Consider the following 14,862-nt stretch of genomic DNA (forward strand, 5'->3'; position numbering starts at 1 on the left):
CCGGCATTCCCTCGACCTGCCCGGATTCCGAGGTTACCGTCGAGTAATGAGCGTGACTGACCTCAGCAGCGGCCTTTCCCGGGGCCTGCCCACGGAGCTGGTCGGCAACACCGTACTCGACTACGGCGACCGAGCTCTGATGGTGCAATGTGGCAGCACCGCAGAGGTATTGGCGTGGGCCGACGCGTTGCGCGCCGCGGCGCTGCCCGGCGTGGTCGACATCGTCCCGGCCGCGCGCACCGTGCTGGTGAAGCTCGACGGCCCGCGTAACCAAGGGGTCATTCGGCGACGCCTGCGCAAGATGCCGGTCACCGCCACCGAGACCGCGCCCGCGGATCGCCGCGCCGACGTGGTGATCGACGTCGTCTACGACGGCCCGGACCTCGCGGAGGTCGCCAGCCACACCGGGCTGTCCACCGCACAGGTGATCAACGCCCACACCTGCACCCTCTGGCGGGTCGGATTCAGCGGATTCGCACCGGGTTTCGCGTACCTGGTGGACGGCGATCCACGCCTGCGGGTACCGCGCCGCTCCGAGCCGCGCACCTCTGTGCCGGCGGGTTCGGTCGCCCTTGCCGGCGAATTCAGCGCGATATACCCACGCCAGTCGCCCGGCGGCTGGCAACTCATCGGCCACACCGACGCGGTGCTGTGGGACCTCGAGCGGCCCAATCCGGCGTTACTGACGCAGGGCATGTGGGTCCAGTTCCGCGCGGCATGACCAGGGAGGGCGCCGTGACAAATCCAGACATCCAGCTCGAAATCCTGCGCACCGGACCGCTGGCCGTCGTCCAGGACCTCGGGCGCGCCGGGCTGGCCCACCTCGGTGTCGGACGCTCCGGGGCCGCCGACCGCCGTTCGCACACACTGGCCAACCGGCTGGTCGCCAACCCCGACGACCGCGCCACCGTGGAGGTGACGTTCGGGGGATTGTGCGCCCGGGTCCGCGGCGGCGACGTCGACATCGCGGTGACGGGCGCCGACACCGACCCCACCGTCGACGGAATCACGTTCGGCACCAACAGCATTCAGCATGTTCGCGACGGTCAGGTGATCTCCCTGGGCGCCCCTCGAGCCGGACTGCGGACCTATCTGGCCGTGCGCGGCGGCATCTGTGTCGAACCGGTCCTGGGCTCGCGCAGCTACGACGTGATGTCCGCGATCGGCCCGTCGCCCCTCGCGGCTGGAGACCGGCTGCCGATCGGCGAGCACACCGACGACTACCCCGAACTCGACCAGGCGCCCGTGGCGGCGATTACCCGGCATCTGGTGGAACTGCGGGTGGTGCCCGGGCCGCGCGACGACTGGTTCGTCGATCCCGACGCACTGGTGCATACGATCTGGATGGCCTCGGACCGCAGCGACCGGGTGGGGATGCGGTTGGAGGGCCGCCCGCTGCAGTATCGCTACCCGGATCGCCAGCTGCCCAGCGAGGGTGCGACCCGGGGCGCAATTCAGGTGCCGCCCAACGGTTTACCGGTGATCCTGGGACCCGATCACCCGGTCACCGGCGGCTACCCCGTCGTCGGCGTGGTGATCGACGAGGACGTCGACAAGGTCGCCCAGGTGCGGCCGGGCCAGTACGTGCGGTTCCACTGGGCGCGGCCCCGCATTCCGGTCGGGGCCGGGGCGCAGGTTAGCTCGGCGGATTGGCAGTTCTCGTAGTACCAGGCTATGGACAGGGCTGGTAGACAAGGGGTGTGACCGCCCAGGTTCACACCGCTCGCCTGGTCCATACCGCCGATCTCGACATCGAGACTCGGCAAGACGTCTGCCAGATGGTCACCACCGCCTTCGCCGGCGACTTCACCGAAAACGATTGGGAGCACGCACTGGGCGGCATGCACGCCCTGATCTGTCGGCACGGCGCGATCATCGCGCACGCCGCGGTGGTGCAGCGGCGACTGCTCTACCGCGGAACCGCGTTGCGCTGCGGCTACGTCGAGGGTGTCGCGGTGCGGGAGGACTGCCGCGGCCAGGGCCTGGTGCACGCGCTGCTGGATGGCGTCGAGCAGGTGGTCCGCGGCGCGTACCAAGTGGGGGCCCTCAGTTCGTCGACCCGGGCGCGCGGGCTCTACGCGGCGCGCGGCTGGTTGCCCTGGCGCGGCCCCACGTCGGTACTGGCCCCGGCCGGACCGACCCGCACACCCGACGACGACGACACGATATTCGTGCTGCCGGTCGGAATCAGTCTGGATACCTCCGCGGACCTGATGTGCGATTGGCGCGCGGGAGACGTGTGGTAACTGCTATTCGGCGAAAGCCCTATAGCACGAAATGTATTGCAGCTCACACCGAATTCCACAGCGCGGCCTGCGTCATAGAGCGTTCGCGAATCCGCTTGTCCTTCAGCGATTTACCAGATAACTGGGATTCAATTGACAGGCGATTTCGGCGGAATCGAGTTGACTGGTTTCCGTCGCGAATGTGAGCATCGAAACCTGCGGCGCACGACGCGGCCGCCTTACCGCGCCAACCCAAATCCCGTCCACGAAAGGCGAATACCGCATGGGCCGCAGCCACCGCATCACGGACTGGGATCCCGAAGACACCGCGGCCTGGGAGGCGGGCGACAACAAAATCGCCCGCCGCAATCTGTTGTGCACGATGGCGGGTGACCACGCCGCGTTTTCCATTTGGTCGCTCTGGTCGGTGATGGCGCTGTTCATGCCCGCGTCCGTGTATGGCTTTTCCGCGGGCGACAAGCTGTTGCTCGGTGCCGTCGCGACGCTGGTCGGAGGTTGCGCTCGCATCCCTTACACCCTGGGCATCGCGTCCTTTGGTGGCCGCAACTGGACGGCCTTTTCCGCTTTCGTGCTGCTGATCCCCACCGTCGGCACCATCGTGCTGCTGGCCAATCCCGGCCTGCCGCTGTGGCCCTATGTCGTGTGCGCCGCGCTGACCGGGCTGGGCGGCGGCAACTACGCGGCCTCGCTGGCCAACGTCAACGCCTTCTACCCCCAGCGCCTCAAGGGCGCCGCGCTCGCGATCAATGCCGGCGTCGGCAACCTCGGCGTCGCGGTGATCCAACTGGTCGGCCTGCTGGTGCTCGCCACGGCCGGTCACCAAGCGCCGTACATCGTGTGCGCGGCGTATCTGGTCCTGCTCGCGATCGTCGGCATCGCGGCCGCGCTGTGGATGGACAACCTCGACCACGGCATCGAGGTGCACACCATGCGCTCGGTCCTCTTCGAACGCGACACCTATGTGATCTCGCTGCTCTACATCTGCACCTTCGGCTCCTGGATCGGGTTCGCCTTCGCGTTCGGCCAGGTACTGCAGGTCAACTTCGTCGCCGGCGGCGAAAGCGCGTCGCACGCATCGCTGCACGCCGCGCAGATCGCTTTCGTCGGACCGCTGCTGGGATCGCTGGCGCGGATTTACGGCGGGAGGCTGGCCGACCGGTTCGGCGGCAGCCGGGTCACCCTCGGCGTCCTCGCCGGCATGATCCTGGGCGCCGGGTTGCTGGTCACCATCAGTACGCTCGACGACCGCAGCGGCCGCGGCGGTCCCTTCGCGATGATCGGCTATGTCGTCGGCTTCGTCGTGCTGTTCATCCTGTCGGGGATGGGCAATGGCTCGGTGTTCAAGATGATCCCGTCGGTCTTCGAGGCGCGCAGTCGCTCGCTCGACGCCGGCGAGGCACAACGCCGGCACTGGTCGCGCGCGATGTCGGGATCGCTGATCGGTTGGTGCGCCGCGGTCGGCGCGCTCGGCGGCGTCGGGATCAACTTGGCGCTGCGCGAGTCCTACCTCCGCAGCGGCACCGAAACGTCGGCGTATTGGTTGTTCCTCGCGTCCTATGTGGTGGCCGCGATCCTGACGTGGACCACCTATGTTCGCCGGCCGGTCAGCGCGCAGAGCGTCGGCGGAGCGGCGCTCGACGCCGAGCCGGCACGGGTGTGACGGTGGTCGCAGCGAGGGCAATGCGTCAGAAATTGTGCGGTAACGCGGCGGAAACGTCCTAGGCATACACAGTTGATATGGCCCAGCAGCCCTCTGCGCCACTGACCGGCTATCGCATCGCGGTGACGTCCGCGCGCCGCGCCGAGGAGCTGTCCGCGCTGCTGCGCCGCAACGGAGCCGAGGTCTTCAGCGCGCCCGCGATCAACATGATCGCACTGCCCGACGACGATGAATTACACGGCAACACCGAGGCGTTGATCGCCAAGCCACCCGACATTCTGGTCGCGCACACCGGCATCGGCATGCGCGGCTGGCTGGCCGCCGCCGAGGGGTGGGGGCTGGGCCATCAGCTCGTCGAGGCGCTGACGTCGGCCCGGATCGTGGCGCGCGGACCGAAGGCGACCGGTGCGCTGCGCGCCGCCGGGCTGCACGAGGAATGGTCGCCGAAATCCGAATCCTCCACCGAGTTGCTGAAATACCTGCTCGAATCCGACATCTCGGGCATGCGGGTGGCGGTCCAACTGCACGGCGCGGCCGACGCCTGGGATCCGTTCCCGGAATTTGTCGGCGGATTGCGTTCGGCGGGCGCGGAAGTGGTGCCCATCCGGGTGTACCGGTGGAAACCGACGCCGTTGGGCGGCGAGTTCGACCAGCTGGTCACCGAGCTTGCGCGACGGCAATTCGATGCCGTCGCGTTCACGTCGGCGCCGGCCGCGGCGGCGGTGCTGGAGCGCAGCCGCGACTTGGACATCGAGGACCAACTGCTGAAGGCCCTGCGCACCGACGTGCACGCGATGTGCGTGGGCCCGGTGACCTCCCAGCCGCTGATGCGACAGGGCGTCCCGACGTCGTCCCCCGAGCGAATGCGGTTGGGGGCCTTGGCCCGCCACATCGCCGAAGAGCTGCCGCTGCTGGGCTCATGCAACGTGAAGGCCGCCGGTCACCGCGTGGATATCCGGGGAACCTGCGCTCTGGTGGACGGTTCGGTCAAATCGCTGTCGGGGTCCGGGATGGCGATCCTTCGTGCGCTGGCGCAACGGCCGGGTGATGTCGTCGCCCGCGACGACCTGTTACGGGTGCTGCCCGGCACCAGCAACGACCCGCACGCCGTGGACACGGCGGTGCTGCGGTTGCGGACCGCCCTGGGCGACAGGAACATTGTCGCGACGGTGGTCAAGCGCGGCTACCGGCTCGCCGTCGACGAACCGGCTGGACTGGCATGAACCTGATACTGACCGCACACGGCACCCGCGCACCGGGCGGCGTCGCGATGATCGGAGACCTTGCGGCGCAAGTGAGTACGCTGCTGGACCGGACGGTGCAGGTGGCGTTCGTCGACGTGTTGGGGCCCACGCCCAGCGAGGTGCTCTCGCAGGCCACAGATGGACGGCGCGCCATTGTGGTGCCGGCGTTTTTGTCTCGCGGATATCACGTGCGCACCGATCTGCCCGCCCACGTGACGGCCAGCGGGCATTCCAACGTCGTCGTCACCCCGGCGCTGGGGCCGAGCGGCGAGATCGCGCGGATTGTCTTTTACCAGCTGATGGAATCGGGTTGGCGTCCCGGCGATTCCGTGATCCTCGGTGCGGCGGGCACCTCCGATTCCCGGGCGCGCGCGGACCTGCACACCACCGCGACATTGTTGTCGGCGCTCACCGGATCACGGGTGACGCTGGGCTTCGCGGCCACCGGCGGTCCCTATGTGCATGAGGCGGTCGAGCACGCTCGCCGCGACGGCGCCCGTCGGATCGCGGTCGCCTCGTACTTGTTGGCCGACGGGCTGTTTCAGCAACGGCTCCGTGATTGCGGCGCCGACGTCGTCAGCCGACCGCTCGGCACCCATCCCGGCCTGGCGCGGTTGATCGCGAACCGATTCCGTAGGGCCGTGCCGCACCCGAGCCAACGGCCGCGGCTGAGGTCGAAATCCGTGGAGCACAAAGCCTTGCACCCGAGGCGCGCCGAGGCTCGCAACGCTTGATCTTTGCTTGCTGACGGGTGATCCTGGCACCATGTCCCGTCGCGAAGAGCCGTCGCGTGGGCTCCTTGACCCGGTCGCCAAGATGCTGCGTTTGCCGTTTGGCACACCGGAGTTCATCGATCGGATCGTCACCGGCGGGGCCAATCAGGTGGGCCGCCGAACGCTGCACATGCTGATCACGACCTGGGATGCCGCCGGCGGCGGCCCGTTCGCTGCGAGCGCGGTCGCGTCGACCGGCATGGCCAAGACCGCCGAAATCGTCCAAGGCATGTTCATCGGCCCGGTTTTCGGACCGCTGCTGAAAATCCTGGGCGCCGACAAGGTCGCCGTGCGGGCGTCGCTGTGCGCGTCCCAGCTGGTCGGCCTGGGCATCCTGCGCTACGGCGTCCGATCCGAGCCGCTGCACTCGATGTCGGTGGACGCGCTCGTTGACGCGATCGGGCCGACGATGCAGCGCTACCTAGTCGGGGATATCGACTAATCGATCAGGGGGTTACGCGCGCGACCTCGATGAGGCGATCGTCCGTGACGCGCACCGGGTACACCGGCACCGAGACCTCCGGGTCGTCCAGGCAAATGCCGTCCTCGAGCGCGAAAGCCTGCTTGAGGATGGGTGATTGGACGGTGGCGCGGCCACCGCGGTCCCCGACGATGCCGCGCGAGATCACCGCCGCGCCGGAGAACGGGTCGACGTTGCCGACCGCGTGCACTGATCCGTCGTCCAGCCGGAACAGCGCCACCTGCGAGCCGTCGTCGAGCAGCACGCCGACACCGCGACCCGGAATGAGGTGGTCGTAGGCGCAGGCGATGGTCCACACCTGAATGTCGTTGAGAAGTGTCATAGTTCCTCCCTCGTCACCCGCGGACCCGCGGCATCCCAATAGGCACTGGTACTTTGCGACCGGCGCGCTCGGTAAACGCCACCGTCGAGTCGACGGCGTCTGGGGCGTTGACGAAGGACACGAACCGCGACATCTTGTCCGGGTCCTCCAGCACGCCTTTCCATTCGCACTTGTAGTTCTGCACGTGCCGCGCCATCGCGGCTTCGAATTCCTCGGCGAGTCCCAGCGAGTCGTCGCACACGACCTCGCGCACGTGATCGAGCCCGCCTTCGAGCGATTCGACCCAGGGCGCGGTGCGCTGCAGCCGGTCGGCGGTGCGGATGTAGTACATCAAGAACCGGTCGATGTAGCGGACTAGCGTCTCGGTGTCGAGGTCGCTGGCCAGCAGCTGCGCATGCCTGGGAGTCATGCCGCCGTTGCCGGCGACGTAAAGGTTCCACCCCTGCTCGGTCGCGATGACGCCGACGTCCTTGCTGCGCGCCTCGGCACACTCGCGCGCGCAACCCGAGACGCCGAGCTTGATCTTGTGCGGCGCCCGCAGGCCCCGGTAGCGCAGCTCGAGGTCGATGGCCAGCTGCACCGAATCCTGCTGCCCGTAACGGCACCAGTCGCTGCCCACGCAACTCTTCACCGTGCGCAGCGCCTTGCCGTAGGCGTGGCCGGATTCCATGCCGCCGTCGACGAGCCGCTTCCAGATCTGCGGCAGCTGATCTACCCGCGCGCCGAACAGATCGATCCGCTGGCCGCCGGTGATCTTGGTGTAGAGCCCGAAGTCCTGGGCGATCTGGCCGATCAGGATCAGATGCTCGGGCTTGATGTCGCCGCCGGGGACCCGCGGCACCACCGAGTAGCTACCGTTCTTCTGAATGTTGGCCAGGAAGTGGTCGTTCGAATCTTGCAGCGACGCCTGCTCGCCATCGAGGATGTGCTCGGAGCCGGTCGAAGCGAGGATGGACGCGACCACGGGCTTGCAGATGTCGCAACCCTTTCCGCGACCGAAGCGCTCCAGCAGGCCCGAGAAGGTCCTGATCTCGGTGGCGGAGATGATCTCGAAAAGTTCGGCACGCGACTGGCTGAAGTGTTCGCACAGCGCCTTGGACTGTTCCACGCCCTCGGCTTCCAACAGCTGCTTGAGCAGCGGCACGCACGACCCGCACGAGGTGCCGGCCGCGGTGCACGACTTCAGCGACGGAACATCGGCGCAGCCGTCGGCGATCGCGCACTTCAGCTCGCCCTTGGTGACGTTGTTGCACGAGCAGATCTGCGCCGCGTCCGGCAGCGCCCCGACCCCCAAAGCCGAAGCGCCCCCGGCGGATTGCGCCGGGGCGATCAGTGCCAGCGGGTCCCCGGGCAGCTCGCTACCGACCATCGGCCGCAACACGCCGTACGACGAGGCATCGCCCACCAGCACCCCGCCCAGCAGGGTTTTGGCGTCGTCGGAGAGCACCAGTTTGGCGTACGTCTGATTCACCGCGTCGTTGATGGCGACCTCGAGGCAGTTCTCGGTCGTCCCCATGGCGTCACCGAAGCTGGCGACGTCGACACCCAGCAGCTTGAGCTTGGTCGACAGGTCCGCATCGGGAAACTCCGCGGCGCCGTCCAGCAGCCGGTCCACCACAACCTCGGCGGAGGTGTAGCCGGGGCCCACCAGGCCGTAGCAGCGCCCCTCGATCGCGGCGACCTCACCGATGGCGTATATGTCGGGATCGCTTGTCTGGCAAGACAAATCGGTCATCACGCCGCCCCGCTCGGCGATCGTCAGCCCGGCGGCCCTGGCCAACTCGTCGCGGGGCCGGATGCCGGCCGCGAAGATCACCACGCCAGCGTCGATGACGTCGCCGTCGCTCAGGCGTACCCGCACCGAGGTCGAGCCGTCCGGATGCTGGATGTCTTCGATCGAGTCGGTGCCCGTGCCGACGTGTACCGCGATCCCAAGCTCGGTGATCATCCGGGCCAGCAGCGCGCCACCGGCCTCGTCGATCTGTTGAGCCATCAGTCGCGGCATCATCTCGATGACGTGTGTCTGCAACCCGAACTGGCGCAGCGCATTCGCGGCCTCGAGTCCCAGCAGGCCGCCGCCGATCACAACGCCGGCCAGGTTGTGAGCGCAGTCACGGGCGCGCTCGGCGCCGGCGCGGATGGCGTCGAGGTCGTCGAGGGTGCGGTAGACGTGGCACGCGGGCAGGTCGTGACCCGGCACCGGCGGCACGAAGGCGAACGAGCCGGTGGCCAGCACCAGGGCGTCGTAGCTGTGCCGTTGGCCGTCCGCGGTGATCACCGACTTTGTCGCGCGGTCGATTTCGGTCACGCGCGTGTTCAGCAACAGGCGCACCCGCTCGTCGCCGGAGTAGTCGTTACCGGGCAGGGCCAGCAGGCCGCGGTCCCAGCTTTCGGTGTACGACGTCAGGCCGACACGGTCGTAGGCCGCATCGGCCTCCTCGGCCAAAACCGTAACCCGCCAAGACCCGTCGGCGTCGCGGGCGCGGAGCGCCTCGACGAAGCGGTGCCCCACCATGCCGTGCCCGACCACGATGATGTGGCGCGCGGCACAGGGTGCGGACGGGGTTCCGACGGAAGCCATGCCAAGAGAGTAGAAGCGAGAAATTAAGGAAACGTCGCTCAATGTGACACTCGTATGACGGCCACCTCACACCTCACGCGCGCCGTTGTGAATGTGTTCTCTCACGGTGAACGGCCAGGTGGAACTTTAGCGTGACCGACTCAAGTTTGTACTAGTAGCCGGCCGGCAAGGCGCCGGTCACAGCAAACTCACAACAGAGCTCAAGGAGACGGACATGAGTAACCTCGCATTGTGGTCGCGACCGGCCTGGGACACCGACCGGTGGCTGCGTGACTTTTTCGGTCCCGCCGCGACGGCGGACTGGTTCAAGCCGGTAACCAGTGGCTTTACACCCGCTGCGGAGATCGTCAAGGAGGGCAACGACGCGGTGGTGCGTCTGGAACTGCCCGGTGTCGACGTCGAGAAGGACGTCAACGTCGAGGTGGAGAATGGCCACTTGGTCATCCATGGCGAACACCGTGACGAGCGCTCCGAGGAGGAGAACGGCCGCACGTTGCGTGAGATTCGTTACGGTTCGTTCCGCCGGTCGTTCCGGCTGCCCGGCCACGTCACCAGCGAGGCCGTCGCGGCTTCGTATGACGCCGGCGTGCTGACGGTCCGGGTCACCGGCGCCTACGCGGGGGCCCAGCCGCAGCGCATCGCGATCAGCAAGTAATTCCGGCAATCAAGAGTGAATCCGGCGGGGCCGCAACGGCTTCGCCGGATTCACCGTTTCCGGAGAACACCAAAACGTTTGATCGACAACGGTTTCCGTTGCCGGGTCAACCCCAGCGGGCGAGCAACTCGCGCGCCCGGCCCGCGAGCGCGGCCTGCAGGAACGGGCCGAAGCTGATCCGGCCGACGCCCGGCGGGCCGAATGACGCCGGGTCATCCTGGTCGGGCAGCGCGATCGCGTTGATCGGCAGCGGCAACTCGGTGGCCAAGCGCCGCAACGTCTCCGGGTCGTGACGCCCCACCGGGTAGAGGACATCGGCACCCGCGGCGGCGGCCTCGGTCAGCCGTGCCACGGCCCGGTCGACGCGGTCGGCGTCGTCGCCGTCCTTGCGCAGGAAGAGATCGGTGCGGGCGTTGATCACCATATGGACGCCGGCCGCGTCGGCGGCCGACCGCAGCGCACCCACCAGTTCGGCGTGCTCGGCGGCGGACCGCAGCCGCTTGCCCTCGGAGTGCACGGTGTCCTCGATGTTCAGTCCGACGGCGCCCACGCTGAGCAGGCCCTCGATCAGCCGCCCGGCCGGCTGGCCGTAGCCGGACTCGATGTCCACCGATACCGGGGCGTCGACGGCCGCGGTGATCTGGGCGACCCGGGCCAGGACGTCGTCGAACGACATGCCCTCGCCGTCGGGTTTGCCGATCGAGTCCGCGAGCGGATGGCTGCCCACGGTCAGCGCGACGAATCCGGCGTCCGTGGCGAGGCGCGCCGACCAGGCGTCCCACACCGTCGGAAGGATGACCGGGTCGCCCGGCCGATGCAGTTCGAGCAGCGCTGCGGCGCGGCGCACCAGTGCGGTCTGACCTGTCATGGTGTTTGCCCCCTGGGGCGTGCGGAGTGACCTGCCTCACGCGCGGTCGGTGGGGTGGATAGTATCGGGAGCGTACTGTGATCCGTAACACCCTTCTGCCCTAGGAGATCCGTTGTCGAGCCCCGCTGACACCACCGAACTCGCCGAACTGCACGACCTCATCGGCGGTTTGCGGCGGTGCGTCAGCTCCCTGAAGGCGCGCTATGGCGACAGCCCGGCGCTGCGCCGCATCGTGATCGACGCCGACCGGATCCTGTCCGACATCGAACTGCTCGATACCGACGTCTCCGAATTGGATTTGGCTCGCGCCACGGTGCAGCAGTCCGGCGAGAAGATCACCATTCCCGACACCCAGTACGACACCGACTTCTGGCGCGATGTCGACGACGAGGGTGTCGGGGGTCACAGCAGGTCCTGACAACCAAGCCCCCCGTAAAAGGGAGGGCTCTCTCTGTGTACCCTTCGACCAGACAGCCCGTTCGAAGAGGAACACTAGATGAGCGCACCAACGGCGAACCGTCCTGCGTCCGGCGTTTTCTCAGCCACCCGCGCGCAATTGCCCGAAAGGACACTTCGCACCGACCGCTGGTGGCAGCCGCCGCTGGTGACCAACCTCGGTCTGTTGGCGTTCATCCTCTACGCGACCACCCGCGCTTTCTGGGGCAATAGCTATTGGGTGGACAAATACCACTACCTGACGCCGTTCTACTCGCCGTGCGTCAGCGCGTCCTGCGAGCCGGGTGCCAGCCATCTGGGCGTCTGGTTCGGCCATTTCCCGTGGTGGATTCCGTTGGGAATGCTGGTATTACCGTTCCTCCTCGGGTTCCGGATCACCTGCTACTACTACCGGAAGGCCTACTACCGCTCGGTGTGGCAGTCGCCCACGGCATGCGCGGTGCCCGAACCGCGGGCCCACTACACCGGTGAGACCCGGCTCCCGCTGATCATTCAGAACAGCCACCGCTACTTCTTCTATGTCGCGCTGGTGGTCTCGTTGATCAACACCTACGACGCGATCATGGCGTTCCACTCCCCCTCCGGATTCGGATTCGGTTTGGGCAACGTCATTCTGGTGACCAACGTGCTGCTGCTCTGGGCCTACACCGTGTCCTGCCATTCGTGCCGGCACGTCACCGGCGGGCGGCTCAAGCATTTCTCCAAACACCCGGTGCGGTACTGGATCTGGACACAGGTCAGCAAGCTGAACACCCGGCACATGCAATTCGCATGGATCACGCTGGGGACGCTGGCGCTCACCGACTTCTACATCATGCTGGTGGCCAGCGGCACCATCACCGACTTGAGATTTGTTGGCTGATAAGCCAATTCGCCGATTACTAGATTAGAAAAGCTGAGCGAGGTTTCATGACTGAGGTCGAGCGGCACAACTACGACGTCGTCGTCATTGGTGCCGGCGGCGCGGGTCTGCGCGCGGTCATCGAGGCGCGCGAGCGTGGCCTCAAGGTCGCGGTGGTGAGCAAATCCCTGTTCGGCAAGGCCCACACCGTGATGGCCGAGGGTGGCTGCGCGGCGTCCATGGGCAACACCAATCCCAAGGACAATTGGAAGACCCACTTCGGCGACACCATGCGCGGCGGGAAGTTCCTCAACAACTGGCGGATGGCAGAGCTGCACGCCAAGGAGGCACCCGACCGGGTCTGGGAGCTGGAGACCTACGGCGCGCTGTTCGACCGCACGAAGGACGGAAAGATCAGCCAGCGCAACTTCGGCGGCCACACCTACCCCCGGCTGGCACACGTCGGCGACCGCACCGGCCTCGAGCTGATCCGCACGATGCAGCAGAAGATCGTCTCGCTGCAGCAGGAGGATTACGCCGAACTCGGTGACTACGAGGCGCGGATCAAGGTGTTCGCCGAGTGCACGATCACCGAGCTACTCAAAGACGGCGACGTGATCTCCGGGGCCTTCGGTTACTGGCGCGAAAGCGGGCGGTTCGTCGTGTTCGAGGCCCCGGCCGTGGTGCTGGCCACCGGCGGAATCGGCAAGTCGTTCAAGGTGACCTCGAACTCCTGGGAGTACACCGGTGACGGCCATGCGCTGGCGCTCCGGGCCGGCGCGTCGCTGATCAACATGGAGTTCGTGCAATTCCACCCGACGGGCATGGTGTGGCCGCCGAGTGTGAAGGGGATCCTGGTCACCGAAGGCGTCCGCGGTGACGGCGGCGTGCTGAAGAGCTCCGACGGCAAGCGGTTCATGTTCGAATACATCCCGCCGGTGTTCAAGGGCCAGTACGCCGAAACCGAGCAAGAGGCCGACCAGTGGCTCAAGGACAACGACTCGGCCCGTCGTACCCCCGATCTGTTGCCCCGCGACGAGGTCGCGCGCGCGATCAACTCGGAGGTCAAAGCCGGCCGCGGCACCCCGCATGGCGGGGTCTACCTCGACATCGCATCCCGGCTCACGCCCGAGGAGATCAAGCGACGGCTGCCGTCGATGTATCACCAGTTCAAGGAGCTGGCCGGGGTCGACATCACCAAGGAGGCAATGGAAGTCGGGCCGACCTGTCACTACGTGATGGGCGGTGTCGAGGTCGACGCCGACACCGGTGCGGCCACGGTCCCCGGGCTGTTCGCCGCCGGCGAGTGCTCCGGCGGCATGCACGGCTCCAACCGGCTGGGCGGTAACTCGCTGTCGGACTTGCTGGTGTTCGGCCGCCGCGCTGGCCTCGGCGCCGCTGACTACGCGCGGGCGCTCAGCAGCCGCCCGGCCGTCTCCGACGAGGCGATCGAGGCGGCCGCGAAAAGGGCGCTGGCCCCGTTCGCGGGACCGACGAATGGCGCCGCCGCCGAGAACCCCTACACGCTGCAGCTCGAACTGCAGCAGTCGATGAACGACCTGGTGGGCATCATCCGCAAGGAGAACGAAATCTCCCAGGCGCTCGAGCGGCTCGCCAAGCTTCGCGAGCGGTTCAAGAACCTGCACGTGGAAGGCCACCGCCAGTACAACCCGGGCTGGAATCTGGCCATCGACCTGCGCAACATGTTGCTGGTCAGCGAGTGCGTCGCGAAGGCCGCACTGGCGCGCACCGAGAGCCGCGGCGGGCACACCCGCGACGACCACCCGTCGATGGACGCGTCCTGGCGCAAGGTGTTGCTGGTCTGCCGCGCGGCTGGCGGGGATGCGGTGATTCCCGACATCGAGATCACCCGCGAAGACCAGGTTCCGATGCGGGCCGATCTGCTGGAGCTCTTCGAGATCTCCGAGCTGGAGAAGTACTTCACCGACGACGAGCTGGCCGAGCACCCAGGACGGAGAGGCGAATGACCTACAACGCGACCATGCAGGTGTGGCGCGGCGACGAGGCCGGCGGCGAGCTGCAGGACTTCACGGTTGAGGTCAACGAGGGCGAGGTGGTGCTCGACATCATCCATCGCCTGCAGCAGACCCAGACACCCGACCTCGCGGTGCGGTGGAATTGCAAGGCGGGCAAGTGCGGTTCCTGCTCCGCGGAGATCAACGGCAAGCCGCGGCTGATGTGCATGACCCGGATGTCCACGTTCGCCGAGGACGAGGTCGTGACCGTCACGCCGCTGCGGACCTTCCCGGTGATTCGTGATCTTGTCGCCGATGTCTCGTTCAACTACGAAAAGGCCCGCGAGATCCCGTCTTTCGCGCCACCCAAGGAACTGCAGCCCGGCGAGTACCGGATGGCGCAAGTCGACGTGCAGCGCTCGCAGGAATTCCGCAAGTGCATCGAATGCTTTCTGTGCCAGAACGTCTGCCACGTGGTCCGCGACCACGAAGAAAACAAGGAGGCGTTCGCCGGGCCGCGCTTCTTGATGCGGATCGCCGAGCTGGAAATGCATCCGCTGGACACCCGGGACCGCCGCAACGACGCGCAGCAGGAGCACGGTTTGGGCTACTGCAACATCACCAAGTGCTGCACCGAGGTGTGCCCGGAAAACATCAAGATCACCGACAACGCGCTGATCCCGATGAAGGAACGCGTCGTCGACCGCAAGTACGACCCAGTGGTGTGGTTGGGCAACAAGCTGTTTCGCCGCTGAGCGG

Annotated in this window: 15 protein-coding genes; 12 read left to right on the forward strand and 3 right to left on the reverse strand. The window is 67.1% G+C overall.

The features are described from left to right. Positions 1–46: 46 nt before the first annotated feature. The 7 genes from A5736_RS16865 to A5736_RS16895 all read left to right on the forward strand — a co-directional run bounded on the left by A5736_RS16865 (position 47) and on the right by A5736_RS16895 (position 6,365). Positions 47–721, forward strand: a complete 675-nt coding sequence (locus A5736_RS16865; protein WP_076247461.1) for an allophanate hydrolase subunit 1 — start codon at positions 47–49, stop codon at positions 719–721. A 29-nt stretch (positions 722–750) separates the two neighbouring features. Further along, the gene (locus A5736_RS16870; RefSeq protein WP_254848395.1) at positions 751–1,665 is read left to right on the forward strand and encodes a 5-oxoprolinase/urea amidolyase family protein; all 915 of its coding nucleotides are present in this window, start codon (positions 751–753) and stop codon (positions 1,663–1,665) included. A gap of 35 nt (positions 1,666–1,700) precedes the next feature. Next, entirely contained in the window at positions 1,701–2,246 is a 546-nt protein-coding gene (locus A5736_RS16875; RefSeq protein WP_076123657.1) for a GNAT family N-acetyltransferase, read from the forward strand. A gap of 262 nt (positions 2,247–2,508) precedes the next feature. Beyond that, positions 2,509–3,906: a NarK/NasA family nitrate transporter gene (locus A5736_RS16880; protein WP_076247499.1), complete on the forward strand. Its 1,398-nt coding sequence runs from the start codon at positions 2,509–2,511 to the stop codon at positions 3,904–3,906. 77 nt (positions 3,907–3,983) lie between these two features. Next, positions 3,984–5,129 carry a uroporphyrinogen-III synthase gene (locus A5736_RS16885; RefSeq protein ID WP_076123656.1) on the forward strand — a complete coding sequence of 382 codons (1,146 nt, stop codon included), beginning with the start codon at positions 3,984–3,986 and terminating at the stop codon, positions 5,127–5,129. Then, positions 5,126–5,884, forward strand: coding sequence for a sirohydrochlorin chelatase (locus tag A5736_RS16890; protein ID WP_076247465.1), 759 nt, complete (start codon positions 5,126–5,128; stop codon positions 5,882–5,884). The genes A5736_RS16885 and A5736_RS16890 overlap by 4 nt, the downstream gene beginning before the upstream one ends. Positions 5,885–5,915: 31 nt before the next feature. Then, complete coding sequence (locus A5736_RS16895) at positions 5,916–6,365, forward strand: hypothetical protein (RefSeq protein WP_076058296.1); 450 nt, start codon at positions 5,916–5,918, stop codon at positions 6,363–6,365. Positions 6,366–6,369: 4 nt separating this feature from the next. On the opposite strand, the gene nirD is transcribed toward A5736_RS16895, so the two are convergent. Next, positions 6,370–6,726, reverse strand: a complete 357-nt coding sequence (gene nirD / locus A5736_RS16900) for a nitrite reductase small subunit NirD (protein WP_076247466.1) — start codon at positions 6,724–6,726, stop codon at positions 6,370–6,372. A gap of 13 nt (positions 6,727–6,739) precedes the next feature. Continuing rightward, positions 6,740–9,307 carry a nitrite reductase large subunit NirB gene (gene nirB / locus A5736_RS16905; RefSeq protein WP_076247468.1) on the reverse strand — a complete coding sequence of 856 codons (2,568 nt, stop codon included), beginning with the start codon at positions 9,305–9,307 and terminating at the stop codon, positions 6,740–6,742. 214 nt (positions 9,308–9,521) lie between these two features. On the opposite strand from nirB, the gene A5736_RS16910 reads away from it, so the two are divergent. After that, positions 9,522–9,962: an Hsp20/alpha crystallin family protein gene (locus tag A5736_RS16910; RefSeq protein WP_076247470.1), complete on the forward strand. Its 441-nt coding sequence runs from the start codon at positions 9,522–9,524 to the stop codon at positions 9,960–9,962. A gap of 106 nt (positions 9,963–10,068) precedes the next feature. Here A5736_RS16910 and A5736_RS16915 read toward each other — a convergent pair whose 3' ends face one another. After that, entirely contained in the window at positions 10,069–10,830 is a 762-nt protein-coding gene (locus A5736_RS16915) for an isocitrate lyase/phosphoenolpyruvate mutase family protein (protein ID WP_076247471.1), read from the reverse strand. Positions 10,831–10,942: 112 nt separating this feature from the next. Between A5736_RS16915 and A5736_RS16920 the strand changes: the two genes are divergently transcribed. From A5736_RS16920 to A5736_RS16935, 4 genes are all read left to right on the forward strand, one after another. Further along, positions 10,943–11,248: a hypothetical protein gene (locus A5736_RS16920; RefSeq protein WP_076123650.1), complete on the forward strand. Its 306-nt coding sequence runs from the start codon at positions 10,943–10,945 to the stop codon at positions 11,246–11,248. Between the two features lie 78 nt (positions 11,249–11,326). Then, entirely contained in the window at positions 11,327–12,148 is an 822-nt protein-coding gene (locus A5736_RS16925) for a hypothetical protein (protein WP_076123649.1), read from the forward strand. Positions 12,149–12,195: 47 nt separating this feature from the next. Then, positions 12,196–14,115: a fumarate reductase/succinate dehydrogenase flavoprotein subunit gene (locus A5736_RS16930; protein WP_076247473.1), complete on the forward strand. Its 1,920-nt coding sequence runs from the start codon at positions 12,196–12,198 to the stop codon at positions 14,113–14,115. Next, complete coding sequence (locus A5736_RS16935; RefSeq protein WP_076247475.1) at positions 14,112–14,858, forward strand: succinate dehydrogenase/fumarate reductase iron-sulfur subunit; 747 nt, start codon at positions 14,112–14,114, stop codon at positions 14,856–14,858. The genes A5736_RS16930 and A5736_RS16935 overlap by 4 nt, the downstream gene beginning before the upstream one ends. Positions 14,859–14,862: the final 4 nt, after the last annotated feature.

Source organism: Mycobacterium sp. SP-6446 (assembly GCF_001954045.1).
Lineage (GTDB): Bacteria > Actinomycetota > Actinomycetes > Mycobacteriales > Mycobacteriaceae > Mycobacterium.